Source organism: Xenorhabdus sp. IM139775 (assembly GCF_028598745.1).
GTDB lineage: Bacteria > Pseudomonadota > Gammaproteobacteria > Enterobacterales > Enterobacteriaceae > Xenorhabdus.
The window spans coordinates 15,992-41,027 of sequence record NZ_JAQRFK010000009.1; the positions used below are offsets into that span (position 1 = coordinate 15,992).

Annotated in this window: 24 protein-coding genes; 20 read left to right on the plus strand and 4 right to left on the minus strand. The window is 46.8% G+C overall.

The window, feature by feature from the left end; genetic code table 11:
• Window positions 1-33: 33 nt before the first annotated feature.
• The 6 genes from PSI17_RS03295 (at window position 34) to PSI17_RS03320 (ending at window position 5,777) form a co-directional block, all read left to right on the plus strand.
• Window positions 34-1,665 carry a methyl-accepting chemotaxis protein gene (locus tag PSI17_RS03295; protein WP_273550594.1) on the plus strand — a complete coding sequence of 544 codons (1,632 nt, stop codon included), beginning with the start codon at window positions 34-36 and terminating at the stop codon, window positions 1,663-1,665.
• 6 nt (window positions 1,666-1,671) lie between these two features.
• Window positions 1,672-2,559: a protein-glutamate O-methyltransferase CheR gene (cheR, locus tag PSI17_RS03300; RefSeq protein WP_273550595.1), complete on the plus strand. Its 888-nt coding sequence runs from the start codon at window positions 1,672-1,674 to the stop codon at window positions 2,557-2,559.
• Complete coding sequence (locus PSI17_RS03305) at window positions 2,552-3,604, plus strand: protein-glutamate methylesterase/protein-glutamine glutaminase (RefSeq protein WP_273550596.1); 1,053 nt, start codon at window positions 2,552-2,554, stop codon at window positions 3,602-3,604. Before cheR ends, PSI17_RS03305 begins: the two co-directional genes overlap by 8 nt.
• A 106-nt stretch (window positions 3,605-3,710) precedes the next feature.
• A complete protein-coding gene (gene cheY / locus PSI17_RS03310; RefSeq protein ID WP_273550597.1) occupies window positions 3,711-4,100 on the plus strand; it encodes a chemotaxis response regulator CheY in 390 nt (129 codons plus the stop codon).
• A 9-nt stretch (window positions 4,101-4,109) separates the two neighbouring features.
• The gene (gene cheZ, locus PSI17_RS03315; protein WP_273550598.1) at window positions 4,110-4,766 is read left to right on the plus strand and encodes a protein phosphatase CheZ; all 657 of its coding nucleotides are present in this window, start codon (window positions 4,110-4,112) and stop codon (window positions 4,764-4,766) included.
• 210 nt (window positions 4,767-4,976) lie between these two features.
• A complete protein-coding gene (locus tag PSI17_RS03320; protein WP_273550599.1) occupies window positions 4,977-5,777 on the plus strand; it encodes an alpha/beta fold hydrolase in 801 nt (266 codons plus the stop codon).
• Here PSI17_RS03320 and PSI17_RS03325 read toward each other — a convergent pair.
• Window positions 5,770-6,333, minus strand: coding sequence for a recombinase family protein (locus PSI17_RS03325; RefSeq protein WP_273550600.1), 564 nt, complete (start codon window positions 6,331-6,333; stop codon window positions 5,770-5,772). The genes PSI17_RS03320 and PSI17_RS03325 overlap by 8 nt on opposite strands.
• Window positions 6,334-6,724: 391 nt before the next feature.
• On the opposite strand from PSI17_RS03325, the gene PSI17_RS03330 reads away from it, so the two are divergent.
• From PSI17_RS03330 to PSI17_RS03360, 7 genes are all read left to right on the plus strand, one after another.
• Window positions 6,725-8,101: an alanine/glycine:cation symporter family protein gene (locus PSI17_RS03330; RefSeq protein ID WP_273550601.1), complete on the plus strand. Its 1,377-nt coding sequence runs from the start codon at window positions 6,725-6,727 to the stop codon at window positions 8,099-8,101.
• Window positions 8,102-8,297: 196 nt separating this feature from the next.
• Complete coding sequence (gene flhB / locus PSI17_RS03335) at window positions 8,298-9,449, plus strand: flagellar biosynthesis protein FlhB (RefSeq protein WP_273550602.1); 1,152 nt, start codon at window positions 8,298-8,300, stop codon at window positions 9,447-9,449.
• Window positions 9,442-11,559 (plus strand): flagellar biosynthesis protein FlhA, encoded by a 2,118-nt coding sequence (flhA, locus tag PSI17_RS03340; protein ID WP_443255994.1) that lies wholly within the window; start codon window positions 9,442-9,444, stop codon window positions 11,557-11,559. The genes flhB and flhA overlap by 8 nt, the downstream gene beginning before the upstream one ends.
• A 1,100-nt stretch (window positions 11,560-12,659) precedes the next feature.
• A complete protein-coding gene (locus tag PSI17_RS03345; RefSeq protein ID WP_273550603.1) occupies window positions 12,660-13,214 on the plus strand; it encodes a fimbrial protein in 555 nt (184 codons plus the stop codon).
• Between the two features lie 104 nt (window positions 13,215-13,318).
• Window positions 13,319-14,023 carry a fimbrial biogenesis chaperone gene (locus tag PSI17_RS03350; RefSeq protein WP_273550604.1) on the plus strand — a complete coding sequence of 235 codons (705 nt, stop codon included), beginning with the start codon at window positions 13,319-13,321 and terminating at the stop codon, window positions 14,021-14,023.
• Window positions 14,024-14,053: 30 nt separating this feature from the next.
• The gene (locus PSI17_RS03355; protein WP_273550605.1) at window positions 14,054-16,588 is read left to right on the plus strand and encodes a fimbria/pilus outer membrane usher protein; all 2,535 of its coding nucleotides are present in this window, start codon (window positions 14,054-14,056) and stop codon (window positions 16,586-16,588) included.
• Window positions 16,589-16,640: 52 nt separating this feature from the next.
• Window positions 16,641-17,660, plus strand: coding sequence for a fimbrial protein (locus PSI17_RS03360; protein WP_273550606.1), 1,020 nt, complete (start codon window positions 16,641-16,643; stop codon window positions 17,658-17,660).
• A gap of 293 nt (window positions 17,661-17,953) precedes the next feature.
• On the opposite strand, the gene PSI17_RS03365 is transcribed toward PSI17_RS03360, so the two are convergent.
• The 3 genes from PSI17_RS03365 to flgA all read right to left on the minus strand — a co-directional run bounded on the left by PSI17_RS03365 (window position 17,954) and on the right by flgA (window position 19,519).
• Window positions 17,954-18,394, minus strand: a complete 441-nt coding sequence (locus tag PSI17_RS03365) for a flagella synthesis protein FlgN (protein ID WP_273550607.1) — start codon at window positions 18,392-18,394, stop codon at window positions 17,954-17,956.
• Window positions 18,395-18,420: 26 nt separating this feature from the next.
• Window positions 18,421-18,720, minus strand: a complete 300-nt coding sequence (flgM, locus tag PSI17_RS03370) for a flagellar biosynthesis anti-sigma factor FlgM (RefSeq protein ID WP_273550608.1) — start codon at window positions 18,718-18,720, stop codon at window positions 18,421-18,423.
• 121 nt (window positions 18,721-18,841) lie between these two features.
• Complete coding sequence (flgA, locus tag PSI17_RS03375; protein ID WP_273550609.1) at window positions 18,842-19,519, minus strand: flagellar basal body P-ring formation chaperone FlgA; 678 nt, start codon at window positions 19,517-19,519, stop codon at window positions 18,842-18,844.
• 246 nt (window positions 19,520-19,765) lie between these two features.
• Between flgA and flgB the strand changes: the two genes are divergently transcribed.
• The 7 genes from flgB to PSI17_RS03410 all read left to right on the plus strand — a co-directional run bounded on the left by flgB (window position 19,766) and on the right by PSI17_RS03410 (window position 25,026).
• Complete coding sequence (flgB, locus tag PSI17_RS03380; RefSeq protein WP_273550610.1) at window positions 19,766-20,182, plus strand: flagellar basal body rod protein FlgB; 417 nt, start codon at window positions 19,766-19,768, stop codon at window positions 20,180-20,182.
• Between the two features lie 5 nt (window positions 20,183-20,187).
• Window positions 20,188-20,592 (plus strand): flagellar basal body rod protein FlgC, encoded by a 405-nt coding sequence (gene flgC, locus PSI17_RS03385; RefSeq protein ID WP_273550611.1) that lies wholly within the window; start codon window positions 20,188-20,190, stop codon window positions 20,590-20,592.
• A 13-nt stretch (window positions 20,593-20,605) separates the two neighbouring features.
• Window positions 20,606-21,340, plus strand: coding sequence for a flagellar hook assembly protein FlgD (locus PSI17_RS03390; RefSeq protein ID WP_273550612.1), 735 nt, complete (start codon window positions 20,606-20,608; stop codon window positions 21,338-21,340).
• Between the two features lie 15 nt (window positions 21,341-21,355).
• Window positions 21,356-22,579: a flagellar hook protein FlgE gene (gene flgE / locus PSI17_RS03395; RefSeq protein ID WP_273550613.1), complete on the plus strand. Its 1,224-nt coding sequence runs from the start codon at window positions 21,356-21,358 to the stop codon at window positions 22,577-22,579.
• Between the two features lie 21 nt (window positions 22,580-22,600).
• The gene (locus PSI17_RS03400) at window positions 22,601-23,356 is read left to right on the plus strand and encodes a flagellar basal body rod protein FlgF (RefSeq protein ID WP_273550614.1); all 756 of its coding nucleotides are present in this window, start codon (window positions 22,601-22,603) and stop codon (window positions 23,354-23,356) included.
• 17 nt (window positions 23,357-23,373) lie between these two features.
• Window positions 23,374-24,153: a flagellar basal-body rod protein FlgG gene (gene flgG, locus PSI17_RS03405; protein WP_273550615.1), complete on the plus strand. Its 780-nt coding sequence runs from the start codon at window positions 23,374-23,376 to the stop codon at window positions 24,151-24,153.
• A gap of 93 nt (window positions 24,154-24,246) precedes the next feature.
• On the plus strand, window positions 24,247-25,026 hold the full coding sequence (locus PSI17_RS03410; RefSeq protein WP_273550616.1) for a flagellar basal body L-ring protein FlgH: 780 nt from the start codon (window positions 24,247-24,249) through the stop codon (window positions 25,024-25,026).
• Window positions 25,027-25,036: the final 10 nt, after the last annotated feature.

The window sequence follows — 25,036 nt, forward strand, 5'->3', positions numbered from 1 at the left end:
TGCATCATGCAGCCGTTAAACGAGGGTGATTACATGTTAGGCAAGCTTCGCATATCAACCAGTTTGTATCTGTTACTGATGATGTTTTGTGTTATGCAAATTATTTCGAGTGGTTTGTCTCTGGGAATAATTCATACAGACCAGTCATATATCGAAAGGATAGATCTGGGCACTCAACGGAGAGATACCCTTGGCTTGAGTTGGTCGGCATTGTTGCAAACGCGTAATACGCTGAACAAAATCGCAATTGCTCATAAAGTCGGGCAGCCACAAGCGGAGATAGAAGAAATGGAGGCGTTACTGAAAAGCGCCTTGAATGAAGCAGAACGGAACTTCGCCAAATTAAGTGCATTACCCCGGATGGAAAATACGGATCATGGCATAGCGTTATTTGCTGAGGTTGAACACGCTTATCAGGAACATATCAACGCATTAAAAGAGCTAAAAACGTATCTCTACGAAGGAAATTTTCAGGCTTTCCTTGATCAGCCGACAGAAAGTTACCAGCGTAAAATGGAAATCGCCTATAACAACTATATGCAGTACCTCGGCGCTAACATTAGTTCATCCGTTTCGGAAGGGGAATTTTACTACAAAGTCGCCATTGCCATGTTTTTTGGCGCTGTCTTAATGGTATTTGTTGTTTCAGGCGCGGCCCATTGGTGGCTGAGACGTAACTTGCTCAGGCCGTTTTCGAATATGGGGGCTTGCTTCCGGGATGTCGCGGAAGGGCGCTTGGATAAAGAAGTTGCTGTTACCACCGATGATGAAATCGGTGATATTTTCCGCAAGCTGCGCGACATGCAGGCATCATTAATCAAATCCATTGCGGCGGTGCGTGGAAATACCAACCAGATGTATTCTGGTATTCAAGAAATTACCCAAGGCAACACCGATTTATCTTCACGTACCGAACAACAGGCGGCATCACTGGAAGAAACGGCTGCCAGTATGGAAGAATTAACCGTTACCGTTAAACAGAATGCCGAAAATGCGCGCCAAGCCAGTGAACTGGCGGTATCCGCTTCCCAGACGGCTTCAAAAGGCGGCGAACTGACCACCAGTGTTGTGGCAACGATGGACGAAATCGCCAAAAGTTCGAAGAAAATCAGCGCCATTATCAGTGTTATTGATGGTATCGCCTTCCAGACCAATATTCTGGCACTGAACGCAGCCGTTGAAGCGGCACGTGCCGGTGAGCAGGGGCGCGGGTTCTCTGTGGTCGCCGGTGAAGTCCGTGATCTGGCACAACGCAGTGCTGAAGCCGCGAAAGAAATTAAAACCTTAATCGATGAATCTGTCCAACGGGTTAACCAAGGTTCAGAACTGGTGAACAATGCCGGGCAGACAATGGATGAATTGGTGAAATCGGTCAATCAGGTGACTGATTTAATGGCTGAAATTGCTGCCGCTTCTGATGAGCAGAGCCGTGGCATTCATCAGGTTGCCCAAGCCGTCAGCCAAATGGATCAAGTCACACAGCAAAATGCGGCATTGGTGGAACAGTCTGCGGCGGCGGCTTCTGCCCTTGAAGACAAAGCGGACATGTTGGTGAAAACCGTTGCTCAATTTGAACTGCCTGAAAATTTGGAAGATGGGTACGATCATCAATCACCTGCTGCATCAAACATGACTGATGAGTATGTTGTGAGCCAAGTACGCTGAGGTCAGATGAAATCCAATCCAATAGCTTCAGATACTGATGCTAACGCCCTGCTGAACTTTATGCTTCAGCGGCATGCTTTGTCAGATGCGCAATTTGAGCGCATCTGCCAGTTTATCTATCAACGGGCTGGCATAGTACTGGCAAAAAATAAGCGTGAGATGGTATACAACCGTTTAGTCAGACGGCTTCGGGTATTGGGGCTGAACGATTTTGGTCAATATCTGTCAATTCTGGAACAAGACAGTCACAGTAAAGAGTGGGAACTTTTTATTAATGCGTTGACCACTAATCTCACGGCATTTTTCAGGGAAGCCCACCATTTTCCCATTCTGGCGGCACATGCCAGCCGAAAAAATGGCGGGACATACCGCGTCTGGAGCGCTGCCGCTTCAACGGGAGAAGAGCCATATTCTATTGCCATGACCTTGTGTGATGTACTGGGGCATCGGTCAAATCGGATAAAAATCATTGGCAGCGATATTGATACCAGTGTGCTGGAAAAAGCCAGGCTCGGTGTTTATCGGCTGGAAGAATTACAGTATTTTCATGAAAATCAAAAGAAAAAATATTTTTTCAAAGGGGTGGGGATCTTTGAAGGATATGCTCGGGTTCGCCCTTTACTGGCTGAACTGGTGAGTTTTCAGCACTTGAACTTACTGGATTCGGATTGGGCACTGGAGGGCAAATTTGATGCGATATTCTGTCGTAATGTCATGATTTATTTTGACAAAAAGACACAGGAAAGGATCTTGCGCCGTTTTGTCAGTTTCTTAAAACCGGATGGTTTGCTCTTTGCAGGGCATTCCGAAAACGTCACTCAAATCAGCCGAGAGTTCTACTTGCAAGGGCAGACCGTTTACGGTCTAAGCCGGGCAAGGAGGGGTCATGAATAAAATAACTGTTCTTTGTGTGGATGATTCGGCGTTGATGCGTCAAATCATGCGGGAAATTATCAATAGTCACCCTGATATGGAAGTCGTGGATTGTGCGCCAGATCCCTTTGTTGCCCGCGATTTAATCAAAAAGCACAACCCGCAGGTATTAACATTGGATGTGGAGATGCCGCGCATGGATGGCATTAATTTTTTGGAAAAATTAATGCGGTTGCGTCCCATGCCTGTTGTGATGGTTTCTTCTCTGACAGCAAAAGGTTCGGAAATTACCTTGAAAGCACTGGAACTGGGCGCGGTGGACTTTGTGACCAAACCACAACTGGGTATCCGTGAAGGTATGTTGGCTTATAGTGAACTGATTGCCGAAAAAATCCGTGCTGCTGCGCAGGCCAAAATCAGCACGGAGGCACCTGAACCTGTCAGTACAACCCCCCTGCATTTCAAGCCATTACTATCCAGTGAAAAACTCATCGCAGTAGGCGCTTCGACAGGGGGAACAGAGGCAATCAAAAACCTGCTGCAACCCCTGCCGGTCACCAGTCCGGCTTTATTGATCACGCAACATATGCCCCCGGGTTTCACCCGTTCTTTTGCCGAAAGACTCAATAAACTCAGTCAGATCACAGTAAAAGAAGCTGAAGATGGGGAGCGTGTCCTGCCGGGACATGCCTACATCGCACCCGGCGATCGCCATATGGAGCTTTGCCGCAGTGGTGCCAATTATCAAATCATGATAACCCATGCCCTGCCGGTTAATCGCCATCGTCCCTCGGTTGATGTGCTATTTCGTTCCGTTGCTAAATATGCCGGACGTAATGCGGTAGGCGTTATCCTAACCGGCATGGGCAATGATGGTGCTGCGGGTTTGCTGGAAATGAAACAGGCAGGTGCTTACACGTTGGCCCAGAGCGAAAAAAGTTGTGTGGTATTTGGTATGCCACGAGCTGCGATCCAGTTGGGTGCGGTGGATGAAGTCATGGATCTGCAAAAAATCAGTAAAACGATGCTGGCCAAAATTAGCGCGGGGCAATCGATTCGTATTTAGTTGTTGTATTTGGTTGTTGTATTTGGTCGTGATATTTGATCATTGTGTTTGATGTTAACTTTTGCAGCGCTGCGCTGCGGGATAAGTGAAATTCCAAGGAGTTTTTATGGCAAGTAAGGATCTGAAATTTCTGGTCGTCGATGACTTTTCAACGATGCGCCGAATTGTACGTAATCTACTGAAAGAGCTGGGTTTTAACAACGTAGACGAAGCACAGGATGGGGCAGAAGCGTTGACCAAGCTTCGCACTGCCGAATTTGATTTCGTTATTTCTGACTGGAACATGCCAAATATCGATGGCCTCGAATTGCTGAAAACAATTCGCAGTGAAGAAAAACTGGCTGCCTTACCTGTCCTGATGGTAACGGCAGAGGCGAAAAAAGAGAACATTATTGCAGCAGCACAGGCCGGAGCCAGCGGTTATGTTGTGAAACCGTTTACTGCGGCCATTTTGGAAGAGAAACTCAATAAAATATTTGAAAAATTGGGGCTCTAAGGAGACAAAATGAGTGTAAATCCAGTCATGCCAAGAGATGAGGCAATCTCGACCAGTGAGATAATCAGTCGTATTGGGCAGTTAACGAGAATGCTGCGCGATAGTTTACGTGAACTGGGATTGGATCAAACCATTGCTCAAGCGGCTGAGGCGATCCCGGATGCAAGAGAGCGATTGAATTACGTTGTCCAAATGACGGCACAGGCGGCTGAAAGGGTGCTGAACTGCGTTGAAGTTGCACAGCCCCGCCAGAACGAATTGGAAGCATCGGCAAAAGACTTGACCCAACGTTGGGATGAGTGGTTTGCAAACCCGGAAAATTTGGATCTGACGAATGCCCGCTCACTGGTCACGGATACGAGAAACTACCTGAATCTGGTGCCTGATCACACCTCATTTACCAATGCGCAATTGCTTGAGATTATGATGGCGCAAGACTTTCAGGATCTCACCGGGCAGGTAATCAAACGGATGATGGAAGTCATTCAGGAACTGGAAAAACAGTTGGTCATGGTATTGATGGAGAATATACCTTCTGACCAGATGGCTAAGGCAAAAAAAGAGAACGACAGTCTTCTTAACGGCCCTCAAGTTAACCAGAATGGGGCTGGTATTATTGCCAACCAAGAACAGGTTGATGATTTGTTGGATAGTTTAGGCTTTTGATAACGAGTGTATTACCTTAACAAATAGATTTAACGAACAGAATTTAACGAACCGTATTTTTATATTTTGAGTGCATTTGGGTAAGCCGGATAGCTGGCCCAAATGCCTGCTACGGAATTAATATATCGGAAAGCAGGTGAGATCACAGAGTTATCCATTTGATTTGGTGTATAAAAACGCATTCATTCAGATCATATAGAGGTAAGCATTGTGAAGCCGATCGTTAACGTCATTGAGTTGAAAGATTCATTTGTTTCTTACCGTAAAGAATTTCCAGAAGTTCAGTGTCATAAAAACCCCATCGTTTTCCTGCATGGCACAAATAGCAGCGGTAACAGTAGCTTTGCAGAAATTAAAACAGCATTTAGTCGTGATCGCGCGGTTATCATTCCCGATTATGCCGGGTGTGGCAATTCTGAATTACCACCGGAAACAGTGACGATTGAACATCTGGCGGAGCAAGTTGCTGCTGTGATAGCAGAGAGCAGTCACACGCCGGTTGATTTAGTGGGCGTTTCCTTGGGTGCCGTGGTTGCGGCGGTGGTAGCAGCCAACTACCCGAATCTTATCAATAAATTAATATTGACCGCACCGTGGGCGACAAATCGTGATCCTCGCCATCAATTGATCTTCAAGACTTGGTTGCATTTGGAACGGAATGATAAAGCATCAGCAATGGCTTTCGGTCTGTCCCATGCCTTAAGCGCGGAATTTCTCTCATCGCTGGGACAGGAAACCCTACAGCGGATCTGCGCTCAGCCGGCAGAAAAAGGGATCGAAGAACGTATCGCTTTGGGGCTAACCCTAGACATCAAAAATGACCTTACCCAAATAGGGCAAGAGACGCTGGTTATCGGATTAAACCGTGACACATTAATCCCGCCTTATCTGGTACGTGAAGTTGATAAAAATATTAAGAACAGTACATACCGAGAGATTAACAGTGGCCATGCGGTACACCTTGAAAAGCCAACAGAATGGGTTAATTTGATAAAAGATTTTATCAACTAATCTCTTTCCCCACAGGTAAATACTTATAAATCGTTGACAGCGACACGTCGTAAATAATCGACAACTGTTTCCGGCTATGTCCTTTATTCAGTAATCTGGCGGCTTGTTGCCGGGCTTCCTCAATAAACACGACTGGCCGGCCGCCAATTCGTCCCTGTTCCCGTGCGGCGGCCAGGCCTGCATTGGTTCTTTCCACAATCAGTTCGCGTTCCATTTCTGCCAATGCACTCATCACATGAAAGAAAAACCGCCCCATTGCTGTGCTGGTATCAATACTGTCGGTCAGGCTTTGAAAATGGATGCCACGTTCATGCAGTGCCGAAATCAGCATGACCAGATGTTTCACACTGCGTCCCAGCCGATCCAATTTCCAGACCACCAGGGTATCGCCGGGCTTAAGGTGTTTTAAGGCGCGTTTTAGCCCCGGACGATTAGCGGTTTTCCCGCTGATCTTATCTTCAAAAATCAGTTCACAGTCAATATTGACTAACGCGTTTCTTTGTAAATCGCTATTTTGGTCATTTGTTGACACCCTGATGTAACCCACTCTTGCCACTGAGGCTCCTTTAGTGACTTTTGGCACTATTTGTACTCGTCATATTGTACTCGTCATACGTCAAGCTGCTTTTGTCTTGCGGGCGGCAACCTGAAGCCTATAGGGTAGATTAGGCATAATACCGATTTATTTGCTATAAAAAACCTTTAATTTGCTTAATGACGAGATAAAAATTTGTTTTTGATGGGGGGAAGATCAGGAAAATTGATGTGAGAATAATTATTATCAATAAAATTGATAAAAAATAACCCAAACGAGTGACTCAACTCACAGTATCAATTTTTTCTCGCTAAAGATACTCAATTAATCCTCGCTTATTTTCCCAAAATGCTCTTTATTTAATTGAAATAATTTTGTTGCCAATTTGTTGCGTTAAATGCTGAGGGTGTCTATGGAACTGGTTACACAATGGTTAGCTGCACTAAATGGGGTCGTATGGGGAGTTCCCATGCTGATTGGGCTTTTGGGTATCGGTATCTTTATGCAGATCCGTTTGTCTTTTTTACCGATCCGTAAATTAGGCATGGGATTCAGATTACTTTTCCAAAAAAATGAACAACGGGGGGAAGGCCAAATCTCACCGTTTAACGCACTAATGACAGCACTGTCAGCGACAATCGGGACTGGAAACATCGCCGGTGTGGCGACCGCCATTGTCATGGGCGGGCCGGGAGCCATGTTCTGGATGTGGATGACCGCGCTGGTGGGTATGGCGACGAAATATTCAGAAGCGGTGCTGGCGGTACGTTTCCGTGAAACCGATAAAAACGGTAATTACATTGGCGGCCCGATGTATTACATCAAAAATGGTTTGGGGAAAAAATGGATTTGGCTGGGAACACTTTTCGCCTTTTTCGGTAGTATCGCTGGTTTTGGTATTGGCAATACCGTGCAAGCCAACTCTGTCGCGGACGTATTGCAAAGTAACTTTGGGATCGAAAAAACCATCACCGCCGGGATCTTGGTCATTTTGGTTGGCGCCGTACTGATTGGCGGCATCAAGCGTATTTCTGATGTTGCCGGTAAATTAGTGCCGGTTATGACGATCGGTTACTTTGGGGCTGGCATTATCGTTCTGGCACTCAATATTACCGCTATTCCCGACGCCTTTGTTTTAATCATCAAATCCGCGTTCACACCCGTTGCCGCACAGGGGGGATTTGCCGGTGCCGCAGTTTGGGCGGCGATCCGTTTTGGTATTGCCCGTGGTGTATTCTCGAACGAAGCGGGAATGGGAAGCGCCCCTATCGCCCACGCGGCGGCAAGAACCCAAAACCCCATTCGTCAGGGTTTAATTGCCATGCTGGGCACCTTTATTGATACGCTTGTTGTTTGCTCCGTGACGGGCTTGACCATTGTTATTACAGGCGGCTGGCTGACCGGTCAGACAGGTGCAACATTGACTGCGGCTTCTTTTTCATCCGTGATCCCGGGAGGCAACTATATCGTTGCCGTTGCCTTGGCTGTTTTCGCCTTCACCACCATTTTGGGCTGGAGTTTTTACGGTGAGAAATGTATTCAATACTTGCTGGGGCCAAAAGCCATTGTACCTTTCCGTATCGCTTGGATTATCGCATTGCCGATTGGTGCCACCCAGTCATTGACCTTTGTCTGGTTGCTGGCGGATACCCTCAATGCCATGATGGCGATCCCCAACCTGATAGCGATTGCGTTCCTTAGTCCGGTTGTTTATCGGCTAACGAAAGATCATATCCGTGATGTTAATGCCGATAGTATTGATATCAAGGTGCCTGTTAAAACGGATTAAACCCACCCACAGAGATGGCTGATAACAGCCATCTCAATTCATGATCGTCATTATAATGCCTCAAATACCCCTGCAAATTTCGCAGTGTTCCCGCCATTAAATTTCTGGGCTTTTGTCATGCTTAACACAATTTTATTTGCTTTTTCCTAAAGGCAAATTTTCTGCATGTCATCACGAACGCTCACCAAGGAAAGCTGTGGCCGAAGATAGCGATCTCGAAAAAACCGAAGAACCTACGCCCCATAAACGGGAAAAAGCCCGTAAAGAGGGGCAAATTGCGCGTTCCAAGGAACTCACCTCAATCCTGATGTTGGCGGGAGGGGTCAGCCTGCTCTGGATGAGCGGGCAGTCAATCACGCATGAACTTTCCCTGATGGTGTTTGAAGGATTCAACTTCGACCATAACATGGTCAGTAACGACAAACAGATGGTGCAACAAGCCGGCCGATTGCTGAAACAGGCAGTTTGGGCATTGTTGCCGGTTTTTATCGGATTGGTCTTGATTGCCCTCAGTGCGCCCGCGTTGATGGGCGGGCTGATATTCAGCTCAAAATCGATCAAATTTGACTTGGCTAAACTGAATCCTGTCTCTGGTTTGAAGAAAATCTTCTCCATGAATGCGCTGGCGGAACTGTTCAAAGCGATTTTGAAGGCGTTACTGGTGGGCGGCGGTACGACCCTGTTTATCTGGCATAATTGGCCTGCCATGCTCAACCTGACTGCCCAGCACCCGCTGATAGCGTTGGGTGATTCCATGATGATGCTGATTTTTGCCAGTTATATTGTCTTATTTATGTTGATCCCCATGGTGGCGTTTGACGTGCTCTACCAAATCCGTAGCCACCTGAAAAAATTGAGAATGACCCGTCAGGAGATCAAGGATGAATTTAAGGAGCAAGAAGGGGACCCGCATGTAAAGGCACGAATTCGTCAACAACAGCGGGCGGCTGCGCGTAAACGCATGATGGCGGATGTGCCAAAGGCGGATGTGATCGTCACCAACCCGACGCATTACGCCGTTGCCTTGCAGTATGACAGCAAAAAAATGAGTGCCCCCAAAGTGTTGGCGAAAGGCGCGGGACTCATTGCCTTGCGCATCAAAGAGATGGGGGCGGAAAATCGTATTCCATTACTGGAAGCCCCGCCTTTGGCAAGGGCGTTGTTTCGCCATGCTGAGGTCGGCGGCTTTATTCCTGCGGCGCTTTATGCTGCTGTCGCAGAAGTGCTTGCCTGGGTTTACCAATTGAAACGTTGGAAACAGGAAGGTGGCCTGAAACCGAAACAACCTGAAAATCTGCCAGTGCCGCCCGCACTGGATTTTGCTGGAGAAAATAATCGTCATGGCTAATCTGGCCTCATTGTTTCATTTATTGGGAAATCGTTTATCGGGGAACCGCTTATCGGCAAATATGAAAGGCACCCAGTGGCAAATACTGGCGGGGCCGGTTCTGATCCTGATGATCTTGTCGATGATGGTACTGCCGTTACCCCCATTTCTGCTCGATCTCCTGTTCACTTTCAACATCGCGCTGTCCATCATGGTGTTGCTGGTGGCCATGTTCACCCGCCGGACGCTGGATTTTGCCGCATTCCCGACCATTTTGTTGTTCTCAACCTTACTGCGTTTATCACTTAACGTCGCTTCCACCCGAATCATCCTGATGGAAGGACACACGGGGTCGGCAGCGGCAGGTCAAGTGGTGGAAGCCTTTGGTCACTTTCTGGTTGGCGGTAATTTCGCGATCGGTATCGTGGTGTTCGTGATCTTGATCCTGATTAACTTTATGGTCATTACCAAAGGTGCGGGACGTATTGCCGAAGTCGGTGCGCGCTTTGTATTGGATGGTATGCCCGGTAAACAGATGGCGATTGACGCTGATTTGAATGCGGGATTGATCGGCGAAGATGAAGCCAAAAAACGTCGTACCGAGGTGACACAGGAAGCGGATTTCTACGGTTCAATGGATGGTGCAAGTAAATTCGTGCGCGGTGATGCGATTGCCGGATTGATGATATTGGTGATCAATGTCGTCGGTGGACTCATCGTGGGTGTTGCCCAACACGGTTTATCCTTGGGGGATGCCGCAGAAGCCTATACCCTGCTGACCATCGGTGACGGATTGGTTGCCCAGTTGCCGGCATTAATCATCTCCACGGCGGCGGGGGTTATCGTCACCCGAGTAGCGACGGATGAAGATGTGGGCCAGCAAATGGTTAACCAGCTTTTCAACAATCCCAAAGTCATGATGTTGAGCGCGGGTGTCCTTGGCATGCTTGGTTTAGTGCCGGGAATGCCTAATTTCGTCTTCCTGTTATTTACGGCTGCCTTGGCGGGTGCGGGCTATTTCCTCTTGCGTAAGGAGAAAGATCCGCTGTTGGTACAGCATGAAGAGATGAAAGCGGTGGAAGAACAGCAGCAAACCGCAGAAGCCTCATGGTCTGATGTACAGTTGGAAGATCCACTGGGCATGGAAGTGGGTTATCGTTTGATCCCCATGGTGGATTTCCGTCAGGACGGTGAATTACTCGGCCGTATCAGCGGCATTCGTAAAAAATTTGCGCAAGAAGTGGGATATCTGCCTCCGGTCGTGCATATTCGTGACAATTTGGAATTAGCTCCCGCCAGCTACCGTATCATGATGAAAGGCGTAGAAATTGGTCGTGGTGAAGCCCATCCGGGGCGTTGGTTGGCGATTAATCCGGGGGGGGCCATCGGTGAATTGCAAGGTGACTTGACAACCGATCCCGCCTTTGGCCTGGCTGCGGTCTGGATTGATGACAGCTTAAGGGAACAGGCACAAGTGCAAGGTTATACCGTCGTGGCGGCCAGCACCGTTGTTGCCACTCACTTAAACCACTTGCTGTCCCAGCATTCCAGTGAACTGTTCGGAAGACAGGAAGCACAGCAATTGTTTGAGCGCGTCAGTCAGGAAATGCCGAAGCTGACGGAAGATTTTATTCCTGATGTTGTCAGCCTGACAACGCTGCATAAAGTTCTGCAAAACTTGCTGGCGGAACAAGTGCCGATCCGCGATATGCGAACCATCATTGAAACACTGGCAGAACATGCGCCGGTGCAGAAAGACCCTTATGAACTGACGGCGATGATCCGAATTGCACTTGGCAGGGCGATTGCCCAACAATGGTTCCCCGCTGTGGATGAAATCAAAGTCATTGGTTTGGATACCGGATTAGAAAGATTGCTGCTACAGGCATTGCAAAATGGGGGCGGATTAGAACCGGGTCTGGCAGAAAGTTTGGAGCGTCAGGCGGCAGAGGCACTGGAGCGTCAGGAAATGTTGGGCGCTCCGCCGGTATTATTGGTCAACCATGCGCTTCGCCCACTGTTGTCTCGTTTCCTGCGTCGTGTATTACCGCGATTGGTTGTCCTGTCCAACCTTGAAATCACCGATAACCGTCAAATCAGAATGACAGCCACCATTGGTGGGGCGAGGTGATCGTGGCAAGCACGGTGTCAAGATAAAAATAGTTTCAAGACAAAACAGTTTCAAGATAAAAACAGTGTCATGACAAGATAATGAAAATAAGGTGATCATTCAGGTGATCACCTTATTTTTGATTTAAGTACACCGAATCAATCTTCAATCTTTTACCATTTCAGGTCGTTTTTCATTTCCTCTGGAACGCATTTAAAGCGCATTCTGACTTATGCCTCCTCGCGCTGCGAAGAGGCAAGGAACCGCTCGGGTTGGGTTACACCCATAAATAAAATCAATGAGATAAACGTTAACTATTCTTTGCGTGAATATAGAATGGCCGATTTTTTATTTTGGTTATAAATTCAGTTTGTCAATAAATAATAATCATTATGGAGTATTTAATAGGAATAAGGCTTAAATAAATGGATAACTATTTATGCCAATAATTAATAATATAATTATCAGTATATTAAAACAATTAGAAGAGTATTGTGACGGAAAAGTAAAAATTCATTTTTGAGTGATTCTGAATGAATTTTAGATCCATCAATGCGCTTATTATTTGAGCTGAAAATCAAGACCTTGTGTAATTGACAGTATAGGGCGATCGAAATAAGGCATTTGATAGTTTTAACCTATCAATTTGCTCTAATAAATAGTTAATAACAATTTTAATGACAAAATGAGTTAGTGTATCTTTGCGCCCTTGATAATATGGATTTTATGATTCTGGATCATATAATCTATTGATATAAGTAAAATTTACTATAATAATATGGGGTATGGAGGCCGCTTTTATGTTTTTCAGATCGGAATATTCTCTCTCCATAGTACCTAAATAACATATTTATAACGAAATGACCGCTTTTTAATCAAAGGCGGTGTTGTTAGTTTTTATGCCTATACGACTATCAGTGTTGAAGGAAAAATAAAAAATTATTAAACGGATATTTGGATGAAATGTGTATATAAATAAATATACCTGACGGCAGGGGATTATAGTTATTAACTATTAAAAATAGAATGTATTGGATTTATTGTTAGTATTTCTGGTTTTTTATCGAAAAGTATTTTTATTTCGATGGATTTTACACGCATCATATAAATGGAATCAAAAAATGAAGTTATTAATAAAATTAATGACCATTGTGGCAATCTGGGGTGCTATGGTTGTTTCCGCATTTGCCATGAATAATACTGGTAATATTAAATTTAGCGGTAAAGTGACGAAAGGAACATGTTCGACTGCGGTTGCGAGTGGTAATGGTAATGTCAATATGCCTGATGTTGGTGTGGGTGATTTTAAAAACGTAGGTGATGCTAAAGGTGACACTGATTTTGATATTTTGTTGAGTAAATGCAGTGTCCAATCAAAAAATAGTTCTTCAGTAAAGATCAAATTCACGGGTATATCAGATAACGATAATGCAAAGGTTCTGAAGAATATCGCAGCGAGTGCACCTTCATTGGGCGTGGGTATTGGTATTTACAAGAAAAAAGATAACTCACTAATTCAAATAGGAAATGCACCTGTAGAAGTTGATACCTTAACTTCTGGAGATACAACTAAGTCATTGACATTTACTGCTAAATATGTGGCGACAAAAACGCCAGAAAATATTACATCTGGTCCAGTGCAGGCTTATACCGGCTTTACCGTAGAATACAATTAACGCCTTACATTTTTATTTTCTTTTTTATCGCGCTTGCCATATTCCCACCCTCGTTGGGTGGGAATATCCTTTATTTTGAATTTATGTAAGGATTAGCTATCACTATGTCAAAATACTTTTTGATTGGATGGTTATTTTTTCTGCCTGTTTTCCTGACTACCCCTGCCCATGCCGGAATAGCACTCAGTAGCACCCGTGTGATCTATGAAGCCTCGCAACGTGAAGTCGCCGTTTCCGTCATCAATGACAGTAAAGAAGAGGTCTATCTTATTCAGTCTTGGGCCGATATGTACACGCCAACGGCTGAACCTTCGGGTGACAAAACGCCATTTTTAGTCACACCGCCTTTGTTTCGCCTGGATCGGGAGCAAGAAAACCGCCTGCGAATTATTCTGACAGATGACACATTGCCACGGGATCGGGAATCGGTCTTTTGGCTTAACGTTAAGGCTATCCCTGCCCTGAAAAAAGAAGCAACCAATCGTTTGTTGGTATCGCTGAAAAACCGGATAAAACTCTTTTATCGTCCGGAAGGATTGACAGCACAACTCGCAGCAACGGCCTATCAGCAACTTATTTTTTCCCGGCAAGCCGGGCAATTGGTCGTGCAAAATCCAACGCCTTTTTATGTCTCTTTTTATGACATCAAACACGGGAATAATGTCATCCCGGAAGCGGGCATGGTGGCACCATTCAGCCGCCGGCAATGGCCGTTACCTGTAGATTCTGGTCATACCATTACTTGGCGAGCCATCAATGATTATGGCGGTATCACTGAGCCTCAATACCAAACGTTATTACCCAGATAATAACTTATCAGCCAGAAGGTGTTGGGTGTCGTGATTTTTATTCTTTTTGCAGCCTGTAAGCGGTTAGCATTGTCGGTAATGATGGTGGTGTCGTTGGTGATCGCGACCGTTGGCCATGCCGGTGAACTCTTTGACTTAAATGCACTGGAAATCCATGATCCGTCCGCGCCGCCGCCTGATTTAAGTTATTTTTCAGAAAAAGGGGGCAGTGCGCCAGGAATATATCGGGTGACTATCCGTGTCAATGGTCAGGACAAGGATACACAAGATATCCGGTTTGTGATCGGCGCTGAAAAAAAACTTAAACCCATTTTATCCGTTCAGCAATTAATTGATTGGGGAGTCAATGTATCTGCCTTTCCTGACTTGAATCCACAACAACAGCTCGCGGATTTATCTGATGTGATCCCTTATGCCAGTGCATCATTACAACTGAGTCAGCAAACGCTACTGATCACGATCCCGCAGGCGGCGATGACAACGGCAGCCCGTGATGCGATTGATTCGTCACTTTGGCAGCAGGGGGGAACCGCATTATGGGCGAGTTATGACCTTAATGGGGTTGATACTCGGAATAAAAGTGATTCTGGGACGAATAATGTCTATCTGAATCTGCGTAGTGGATTGAATTGGGGAAGCTGGCGCTTACGGAATTATTCCACCTATTATCGCAATTTTGGCCGGGATCGCGGCGATAAATCCCGTTGGGAAAATCTGAGTACCTCTTTGCAGCGTGATATCCATGCCTTAAAGAGCCAACTGGTGATTGGTGAGACGAATACACAAGGCGATCTGTTTAGCGGATTTGCTTTTCGCGGTGTCACCCTGATATCGGATGATAACATGCTGCCGGATAGTCAGCGGGGATTTGCCCCGGTGGTGCGGGGGATCGCCGAAAGTAACGCACAGGTGACGATTCGCCAAAACGGTTACCTCATTTATCAGGCGCATGTTCCGCCTGGGGCTTTTGTCATTGATGACCTTTATCCTACCTCTTCCGGCGGAAATCTGGATGTCGTCATTCGCGAGGCCGATGGCCGTGAACGTCATTTTGTTCAGCCATTTTCATCCATTCCGGTGATGTTGAGGGAGGGGAACTTCAAATACCGCTTTACTGCGGGAGAATACCGCAACTCGCGCGCAGATGCCGGACAGCCCATCTTTATGCAGAATGAGGTTTATTACGGCTTGCCCTATGCCGCAACGCTGTATGGCGGTATGTTGTTGTCTGCAAATTATCAGGCGTATGCCGTTGGCGTAGGATACAGCCTTGGTCACTGGGGTGCGCTGGCGTTTGATATCACACAGTCACAGGCGGATATTGCCAATCAAGGCCAACAACGGGGCTGGGTCTATCGGGCGCAGTATGCCAAGGACTTTGAACAGACGGGGACGAATTTGTCTCTGACCGGTTATTATTATCCTTCACCGCATTTTTACGATTTTCAGAACGTCAATGCCAGAGCAGTGAATGATGAGCCGTCATATCAGAATAAACATAAATTTCAGTTCACATTGAGCCAAGGATTATCGGATTATGGCAGCCTCTATTTTTCCGGCTATTTACAGAATGATTGGGGAAGCAAAGGCACTACCCGCAGTTTGAATGTCGGGTATAGCGTGAATTATTCCGATATCCATTACACGCTGAACTATACCCAAAATTACACCCAAAACATGAGTTCAGATAACTCAATGGCCGATAACCAACTGGCCTTCAATATACAGGTTCCGCTCGACCGTTGGCTGCCGGGGAGCTGGGCAACTTATAGCATCAATCATAATCGTCGTGGTGATATTAACCAATCCGTCGGGCTGAGTGGGACGGCTTTAGGCAAACTGAATTACTCCCTGCAACAGAGCCACAGTCATAACGATCAGGGGACCAGCAGTAATATTCATCTTAACTATAAAGGCCGTTATGGGGTGTTGTCTGGCGGATATCACCACAGTGATGACACTCAGCAGATGAGTTATGGTTTCAAAGGGGGCGTAGTTGCCCATCGTTATGGTTTGACTTGGTCACAACCGCTGGGCGAAACCATTGTCCTCGTCAGAACATCTGGCGCTACCGGCGTTAAAGTGACGGGTTATAACAGTGTTGAAACGGATGGGCAAGGTCATGCCGTCTTACCTTATGTCAGCCCTTATCACCGTAATCGTATCGCTTTGTCACCGGATTCTTTTGCGGAGGGGGTGGAGATTGGCGCCAATATCCAGACGGTTATTCCAACACAGGGAGCGATGGTCGTGGCTGACTTTCACACACGGATCGGCCGCAGGGTACTGTTTACCCTGACTCATCAGGGCAAACCCATTCCTTTTGGCGCAATAGCGACGTTAAATGAAGAAAATATACATGAGGAAAATCCCCCTCATTCCTTTACGACCGCAAATCAGGGCATTGTGGGCAATGGCGGTGAAGTGTATTTCGGCGGTGTTCCAGAACAGGGCTGGTTATCTGTTCAATGGGGGCGTAGTCAGTCTGAACAATGTAAAACGCGTTTCCTTTTGCCCAAAAGTAACGCGATGGTGATTTCAATAAAGACCGATTGTCATCCATAAAGGCAAATCATCCATGTACCTTAAAGTGCGACGAATATATAACGGATTACTCATGAATATCTCTATTCCATCATGGTTACTGTTTGTACCCTTATTTTTTTCCCCCTGCCTGGGACATGCGTATGCTGATGTCTCTTGTAGCGCCCCCCTGCAAACATTGAAAGCCTATAAGATATCACTTCCGGTCGATGTGCCTGTCGGTCAAGAACTGGAAAAATCGGATAATCGATTGAGGCTGGATGCAGGGCCGGTCATTACTTGTCAAGGGAAATCGCTGGACAAAACGGAAGCGGTCCTGGGGATCAAAGCATATGGTGTGCCGTCAACAACGATCAATGGCAGGAAAATTTTCCTTTTGGGCAATAGTGGCGTTGGCTATGCAATCAGAGGGTTGACCGGAGATCCTCACGATAGAAAATATGTACGGGGAGAGAATAATAGTAGGGTACTTAAAACGATTGTATTGCGGGATCATGGCGGAAGAATGAGTGTTGGCATTGCCCTGATATTTTACCGTGTCGGCCAAGTTAAACCGGGGCAGTATCCTCCCCAGCTTGTGGCAACCGCGACGGTAAATTTACGCAATCAGGGTGGAACGGGTTTGGGCAAATTTATCGAAGTCGGGCAGTTCAGTACCGGCAATATCGTGGTTGAATCACGATCTTGTACCTTTGATAACAATCCAATTCCGGTCGCATTAGAATCGATAACCAGTATGCAGTTACCTAAAGTGGATTCTACTGCGGCGGAAAAGGCATTTGATATCCCTTTAAATTGTAACGAACGTATTAAAGTCAACATGCGTTTGCAGGCGGGTTCTCAAGGCGCTCATGATCCCCAAAGGGGAATTATCAAACTGAATCCGAATCCCAATGCGGCCAGTGGTGTTGGTATTCAAATTTTGGATGGCAGGAAAGCAACCCCAATTCCTCTTGGTCAAAAAATTGAATATAGCAAAACGGTAGCAGAAGGGCCGGTCAATATTCCTTTAAAAGCACGTTATTATCGATATGGTCCTGTTAAGGAAGGGATCGTCAATGCGACAGCGACATTCACCATGAGTTATGAATAATATAGGTTAATATCAGGGATTATCTTGCAAAATATTTGAGGCTTATTTTATTCATCAATTAAAGGAGAATGACTTGATAAATATTTAGTCATTTTTATTGCTGTCCTAAATTTGATTTGAATATTGGTGGCGGGGTATTTCAATTTGGGATATCACGATTTGAAAAACATTATAATGAGAATCATTCTCTTTTCATAAAAAAGGAAATGACAAATACACAGAAACAGACCCCTTATCATCGCCAATAAACCAAGAGGTCTGTAAAGCTTACTGCTTGGGCAGCAAACGAATCATCAAACGCTGATCTTGTGGCCTGATAGCGTTGAATTATGACGGGCTTGCCCGTCCGCACCATAAAAAGAAGGGCTGTGGTGACTTTTTAGAAAAGCGATGGCTTTACTGTTCAATTCAATATGCTGATCCAACAGGAATCCATTATGCGAATTTAAATCACGGATACGTTCAGCAGATTGATTAATTCGACTCCATAGTACGGCTAATATGTCATAGCCAGCATAAGGCGCGCTTATTTTCAGCGTTTCATTTAATTGTTGGCGTTTCCGTTCAGCGTGGTTGAGTGCTGAAAGTAAAAATGTCTTTTGTTCCGTCACGCGATGTAAATGATTGGCTTCAATAGAGCCTTCGCTCAATATGCGCTGTTCTTCTGCCATAGTTTGCGAAAGTGAATTTAAGTGCGCGTTTTGCTGTTCAAGCAAGAGTTGAAGTTCTTTCATTTATGGCTCTTTGTTATTTTGATAGTTTATTTATCATATTCCATGTTTTCAAGGGCCTCCCTGAATAGGGCATCAGCAATTTTACCGCTGTCCATCGTTAGGGTTCCCTTTGCAATGGCTTCTTTCAATTGTTGTACTTTCTGGATATTAATATCTTGGCTACTTGGCTGGACGAGTTTTTTCTGCGCCTCGCTCAATTTAACTTGTGTATCGGCGCTTTTTTCTGCGACAGCCACTGTTCTGCGAGTGCCCTGAGCACCTTCATTAGCATTGCGTTGTTGCAAAGCAGCCATGGCCAGTAGAGGTTGAGTGCGTTCAATACTCATAATCGTAATCCTTAATCAGGCATTATCTATTTGTCTTAGGTAGCAGGCGATATACCGCTGGCATGCCTGTAAATCATAGTCTGTTGGTTATATCGGCGTGAAGAAATAAAACTTTAGCCATTTATAACATCATTTTTACACTGCCATTTTCCTGGGCTTCACCCGTAATAATCTGCCCGGAATTCAGGCGGACACGAATATTATCAAAACTGGCGGCGTTGTTAATCGCTTTTCCTTCGTAACGTACCTGAAAATGGTGCCCATCGACGATAACAACCACATTTTGTCCGGCTTTAATGGCCCACGGACGGCGGATCATATTGCGTGTCATAAATTGTCCGGCAGGTATGTTGCGGATCGCAATACCATTTTGTATGGCCTTTCTGTTACGGATTATGTCGTTTGGCAACTTATCCAAGGACCCCGTTTTTATTTGAAGATCTTTTTCTGTCAGGGGGACATTGCGGTTAATTGCCCGCTTAGCAACCCAATAAGGGCCGATAACATTGACGTAGACCTGAATAAAACGGCGTTGTTGGCCACAAGTCACAGGAATGGAAAGGTTACCCCAATTTTTATTGCTGATTAACGGGTGTATTTCAGGCAGTTCACAAGTCGGCCATTGTTGTTCAGGCGTTTTGATTTCCACGGAGACTTGGTGACTCGGTGTGTGATGGATCTGCCTGAAATAGTCATTGATTAATGGTGGTAAGTTGCTGCCCCAAGCTGAAGCACTGCCAAAAACAAAAAACAGATTAAGGAAAAAGGCAAACAACCCGATAAATTTTAATGCAGGCATTTCACCACCCAATCCTGTTAGCGAACCATGATTGCAAAAAATATTCAGCATCTGTTGGCGATTACAACTGTCGGAGATTAGCTGTTGGAGATAAATAGTGTAACGCGATTGATGATCCGTTAATGGGATAAATAGCAATCCAATTTGTTTCTATTCTTCGAATTACCTTTTTCTTCTGCGTTTATTCTGTTAGTTGCTTGAAGCTTAACACCATCAGATTTCACCAACAAAACCGAGGGGAGGAATATGCTCGATAAATTAGATGCTGCCTTTCAATTTCGACAAGAAGCGCTGGTACTCCGTCACCAGCGGCAGGAAATACTGTCTGCCAACATTGCCAATGCGGATACCCCAGGCTTTCAGGCGCGTGATATCGATTTTGCTGCTCAACTGAAAAAAGTTATGGCACATGGTCGTGTCACCGGGAATGGCATTGGGCTGGCTTTGACTTCCGATCGACATATTCCCGTTCAGCCCCAAAAACGTCTGGAAATGGATCTGCTGTATCGGGTGCCATACCAGACGTCCATGGATGGCAATACGGTTGACATGGATATGGAACGCAGCAATTTTGCCGATAACAGCCTGAAATATCAGGCCGAACTGACGATGACGAATGCGCAGATCAAAAGCATGATGTCAGTTCTACAGTCACAAGGATAATGGGCATGTCTCTACTGAGTATTTTTGATATTGCCGGCTCCGCGCTCTCCGCCCAGTCTCAGCGACTGAACGTCAGTGCCAGCAATATGGCAAATGCCGATAGCGTGGCGGGGCCGGATGGCGAGCCTTATCGTGCCAAGCAAGTGGTTTTCCGCGTCGCTGCCCCCGCCGGGCAGGAAATCGGCGGGGTCCGCGTGAGCGAAGTGGTGGACGACCCTTCACCTTTCCGCCTTGAGTATCAACCCGGTCACCCGCTGGCCGATGAAAAAGGTTATGTACGGATGCCAAATGTGGATGTGGTCGGGGAAATGGTCAATACCATCTCCGCTTCCCGCAGCTATCAGGCGAACGTGGAAGTGCTTAACACCACTAAGTCCATCATGTTGAAAACCCTGACGCTGGGTCAGTAACAGGAATTTCGTTATGGGAATTACCACCTTAATTAATGAGCCATTGGATAATTCAGCCGCCAGTGAACTGGCTAGGTTGACCAACGGAACACCGCAAAGTAGTGGTGATATTAAAGATGGCTTCTTGAATATCTTGGTTGCACAACTTAAAAACCAAGATCCCACCAATCCAATGCAAAACAGTGAATTGACTTCACAGATTGCGCAGATCAGTACGGTTGAGGGTATTGAGAAGCTCAATAAAACGTTGGGTTCCATTGTCGGGCAAATGGACAACAATCAGACGATGCAAAAGGTCGCACTGATTGGCCGGGGGATCATGGTTTCCGGCCATGATTATGGCAGTGAGATTTTGGTGAGTGCCAACGAACAAGGCGACATCAGCACAACCCCATTCGGCTATGAACTGGATCGACCTGCCGATAGTGTCAACATCACCATCAAAAATAAAAATGGCACCGTGGTTCGGGAGATGGAATTCAATAAGTCAGATCTCCATTCAGGCGAATTTTTGCAGGCGGGTGTACACAGCTTCGTCTGGGATGGCAAAGATGCAGACGGTAATCATGTAGAGGAAAAGGGCGCTTATCACTTCACTGTTTCCGCAAGCCAACAAGAGCAAACCTTGCTGATACATCCTCTGAGATATGCCGAGGTTAACGGCATTGTGCGGCAGGAAAAGGGCACTAAATTGGATTTAGGGCTGGTGGGTACGGCAAACATGGACGAAGTACGTCAGTTTCTTTAATTAAACGGAGGACATATGTCTTTTTCACAAGCGGTCAGTGGCTTGAATGCCGCTGCGGGTAATCTGGACGTTATCGGTAATAACATTTCAAACTCAGCAACATTTGGTTTTAAATCCAGTTCCGCGACCTTTGCGGATGTTTTCAGCGGTTCAGACGTGGGTTTGGGGGTTAAGGTTTCGGGTCTGGTGCAGAACTTTAAAGACGGTTCAACCACCACGACTAACCGCCAGTTGGATATGGCTATCACACAAGGCGGTTTTTTCCGCATGCAGGATACCAACGGCAATATTTTCTATTCCCGTAACGGTCAGTTCAAAATGGATGCAGACCGTAACCTGATCAATATGCAGGGCATGAAGCTGACAGGTTATCCGGCGGTAAACGGCGAAGTTCAGCAAGGCGGCACGGTGGGGCCGGTTTCGATTCCAACCGATATGTTGGGGGCGAAAGCCACGAAAGAAGTTAAGTTGAAGGCTAACCTGAATTCAATGAATTCAGCGGTCGACCAGACAAAAAACGCATTTAATCCAAACAATAAAGACAGCTTTAACTACAGTACATCCCTGCAAGTTTTTGACAGTCTGGGTAATCAACACGATCTCAATGTGTTCTTCGTGAAAAGGGCAGACAATAAATGGGAAATTCAAGCCAAGGATCTTTCTACCGGTTCTGAAGCCCACACATTGGGGGAGGTGGCATTTGATGGAAATGGCCAAATGTTGCCTAATACGGTCACGAATAACGCGTTCACCTTCGAGATGGCAGCGTTGAACGGTTCAATCGGTGGGGGCGATGCAGCAATCACTCTTGATTTTAATGGCAGCAAACAGCAAAACATTGCACAGGATTCTATTGCCAGCCTAACACAAGATGGTTATGCCGCAGGTCATTTCACCAACTACCGTATCGAAAATGACGGTAAAATTTTCGGCATTTACTCTAACGAACAGAAGCAAGTTCTCGGTCAGATCGTGATGGCAAACTTTGCCAACCCGGAAGGTTTGTCTGCACAGGGCGATAACGTTTGGGCAGAATCCGGGGCATCCGGCAGTCCGGTGGTCGGTATCGCCGGTTCAGGCAACTTCGGCAAGCTGATTAGCGGTGCGCTGGAAGCGTCTAACGTGGACATGAGCCAAGAGCTGGTCAATATGATCGTCGCCCAGCGTAACTATCAATCCAACGCGCAGACCATTAAGACGCAGGATCAAATTCTGCAAACACTGGTCAGCATGCGTTAATAGGTTCAGGCGGATAGCTTCATGGATCACGTCATTTATACCGCGATGGGTGCCGCGCGCCAAACGCTGGAGCATCAGGCGGTCACGACCAACAATCTGGCCAATGCCTCAACACCCGGCTTTAAAGCCCAACTTGCCGCACTGCGTGCCGTGCCGATTGAAGGTGAAACCCTGCCGACACGTACCCTCACCGTTGCTTCCACCCCCGGCATGGACAGTCGTCAGGGGCCAATGAATTATACCGCCCGCCCGTTGGATGTGGCGGTCGGGCAAGGCGGCTACTTGGCTGTCCAGCTTGAAGATGGGACGGAAGCCTATACCCGCAACGGCAGTATCCAGATTTCACCCGAAGGGCAACTGATGGTGCAGGGGCGCATGTTGATGGGTGAGAACGGGCCGATTGATATTCCGCCACAGGCCGAACTGACCATTGCAGGCGATGGTGCCATTTCTGCCCTGATTGCCAGCGATCCGCCCACCTTGTTGGGTCAGATTGGTAAGTTGAAAATCGTCAAACCGGAAGCCAGCCAAGTGGTACGGGGTGATGATGGCTTGTTCCATTTAACGCCACAGGCGCGGGAACAGCAGGGCGATGAACTGGCGGCCAGCACCGAAGTGAAAATCATGCCGGGTGTACTGGAAGGCAGTAATGTGGATCCCGTGGCAAGCATGGTGAACATGATCGCCAACGCGCGTCGCTTTGAGATGCAGATGAAAGTCATACACAGTTCCGATGAAAATGCCCAGCGGGCCAACCAAATTCTCGCTATGGGCTAATCGAGGGAGATAACTTCATGATCCGATCTTTATGGATTGCCAAGACTGGGTTGGATGCCCAGCAAACCAATATGGATGTCATTGCCAACAACTTGGCAAACGTCAACACCAACGGTTTTAAACGCCAGCGCGCAGTGTTTGAAGATTTGCTCTATCAAACGGAACGTCAGCCGGGCGCGATGTCGTCAGAGCAGACCAGCCTGCCATCAGGCTTGCAGCTCGGTACAGGGGTACGTCCCGTGGCGACCGAGCGTCTGCACAGTCAGGGTAACTTGGTGCAGACCTCCAAGAAAATGGATGTGGCAATCAAGGGGCAGGGCTTCTTCCAGATCCAGATGCCGGACGGCACGACGGGTTATACCCGTGATGGTTCATTCCAGAAGGATCAAAATGGCCAGTTGGTGACCGCCGGCGGTTTTCAGGTCGTGCCTGCGATTATCATTCCAGACAATGCCCTCAGCATCAGCATTGCCCGTGATGGGATCGTCAGCGCGAATGTGCAGGGGCAAGCGCCTCAACAAATTGGACAACTGACACTGACCACGTTCATCAACGAAAGCGGTTTGGAAAGCGTCGGTGAAAACCTCTATCTGGAAACCAACAGCTCCGGGGTTCCGGTGGAAAACGCACCGGGCATCAATGGCGCGGGATTGCTCTATTCAGGTTACGTTGAAACCTCTAACGTCAATGTGGCAGAAGAGTTGGTGAATATGATTCAGGTTCAGCGAGCCTATGAAATCAACAGCAAAGCTGTATCGACCTCTGATCAGATGCTGCAAAAACTGACTCAGTTATAACCTAATCATTATCTGACCATGACATTAATCGTGGGGGGATCACTTCCTCCACTATTTTCACGATTTTTCACGATAAATTTAAGAGCATAGAAGATGGATACCATGCCCGTTGCCGAAAGCCATGCTAACAACCATGAGGCTGATGGCTCCACTGGTTTACGGAAAAACCAGAGAAATAAGTGGCGTATCAATATATCTGTGGCGGTACTGGCATTGTCAGCACTGGCACTGGGGGGTTGTGCCTATATGCCGCACAAACCGCTGGTGAAAGGGCAAACAACCGCAAAACCCGCCGAAGCGCCTGCGCCAATGCCAAATGGTTCTATTTTCCAGACTGTCCAACCCGTCTATTACGGTTATCAACCCCTGTTTGAAGACCGCCGTCCGCGCAATATCGGTGATACGCTGACGATTATCTTGCAAGAGAACGTCAGCGCGAGCAAAAACTCCTCAGCCAACGCCAGCCGCAACGGGAAAACCGGTTTCACCGCGACCTTGACCCCGCGTTTTTTACAGGGATTGATGGGCGGAGGAAAAACCGATTTAAGCATGGAAGGCAATAACGAATTTGGCGGCAAAGGGGGGGCAAATGCCAACAATACTTTCAGGGGCACGATTACCGTGACCGTCGATCACCTGCTGGCCAATGGCAACCTGCATGTCGTGGGGGAAAAACAGATCGCCATTAATCAGGGGACAGAGTTTATCCGTTTCTCCGGCGTTGTTAACCCGCGCACCATCACGGGCAACAATACGGTCAGTTCCAATCAGGTTGCTGATGCCCGTATTGAATATGTCGGTGATGGCTACATCAATGAAGCGCAGCACATGGGTTGGTTGCAACGTTTCTTTATCAATATTTCACCGTTTTAAAAGAGGATGG

Excerpts from the sequence above, each read along its gene's own strand:
- cheR (WP_273550595.1), top strand. The coding sequence starts at position 1,672 with ATGAAATCCAATCCAATAGCTTCAGATACTGATGCTAACGCCCTGCTG.
- cheZ (WP_273550598.1), top strand. The coding sequence starts at position 4,110 with ATGAGTGTAAATCCAGTCATGCCAAGAGATGAGGCAATCTCGACCAGT.
- PSI17_RS03360 (WP_273550606.1), top strand. The coding sequence starts at position 16,641 with ATGAATATCTCTATTCCATCATGGTTACTGTTTGTACCCTTATTTTTT.
- PSI17_RS03400 (WP_273550614.1), top strand. The coding sequence starts at position 22,601 with ATGGATCACGTCATTTATACCGCGATGGGTGCCGCGCGCCAAACGCTG.
- PSI17_RS03330 (WP_273550601.1), top strand. The coding sequence starts at position 6,725 with ATGGAACTGGTTACACAATGGTTAGCTGCACTAAATGGGGTCGTATGG.
- flgE (WP_273550613.1), top strand. The coding sequence starts at position 21,356 with ATGTCTTTTTCACAAGCGGTCAGTGGCTTGAATGCCGCTGCGGGTAAT.
- PSI17_RS03305 (WP_273550596.1), top strand. The coding sequence starts at position 2,552 with ATGAATAAAATAACTGTTCTTTGTGTGGATGATTCGGCGTTGATGCGT.
- flgB (WP_273550610.1), top strand. The coding sequence starts at position 19,766 with ATGCTCGATAAATTAGATGCTGCCTTTCAATTTCGACAAGAAGCGCTG.
- flgG (WP_273550615.1), top strand. The coding sequence starts at position 23,374 with ATGATCCGATCTTTATGGATTGCCAAGACTGGGTTGGATGCCCAGCAA.
- PSI17_RS03410 (WP_273550616.1), top strand. The coding sequence starts at position 24,247 with ATGGATACCATGCCCGTTGCCGAAAGCCATGCTAACAACCATGAGGCT.
- PSI17_RS03345 (WP_273550603.1), top strand. The coding sequence starts at position 12,660 with ATGAAGTTATTAATAAAATTAATGACCATTGTGGCAATCTGGGGTGCT.
- PSI17_RS03390 (WP_273550612.1), top strand. The coding sequence starts at position 20,606 with ATGGGAATTACCACCTTAATTAATGAGCCATTGGATAATTCAGCCGCC.
- flhA (WP_443255994.1), top strand. The coding sequence starts at position 9,442 with ATGGCTAATCTGGCCTCATTGTTTCATTTATTGGGAAATCGTTTATCG.
- PSI17_RS03350 (WP_273550604.1), top strand. The coding sequence starts at position 13,319 with ATGTCAAAATACTTTTTGATTGGATGGTTATTTTTTCTGCCTGTTTTC.
- flgM (WP_273550608.1), bottom strand. The coding sequence starts at position 18,720 with ATGAGTATTGAACGCACTCAACCTCTACTGGCCATGGCTGCTTTGCAA.
- flgC (WP_273550611.1), top strand. The coding sequence starts at position 20,188 with ATGTCTCTACTGAGTATTTTTGATATTGCCGGCTCCGCGCTCTCCGCC.
- cheY (WP_273550597.1), top strand. The coding sequence starts at position 3,711 with ATGGCAAGTAAGGATCTGAAATTTCTGGTCGTCGATGACTTTTCAACG.
- PSI17_RS03365 (WP_273550607.1), bottom strand. The coding sequence starts at position 18,394 with ATGAAAGAACTTCAACTCTTGCTTGAACAGCAAAACGCGCACTTAAAT.
- PSI17_RS03295 (WP_273550594.1), top strand. The coding sequence starts at position 34 with ATGTTAGGCAAGCTTCGCATATCAACCAGTTTGTATCTGTTACTGATG.
- flgA (WP_273550609.1), bottom strand. The coding sequence starts at position 19,519 with ATGCCTGCATTAAAATTTATCGGGTTGTTTGCCTTTTTCCTTAATCTG.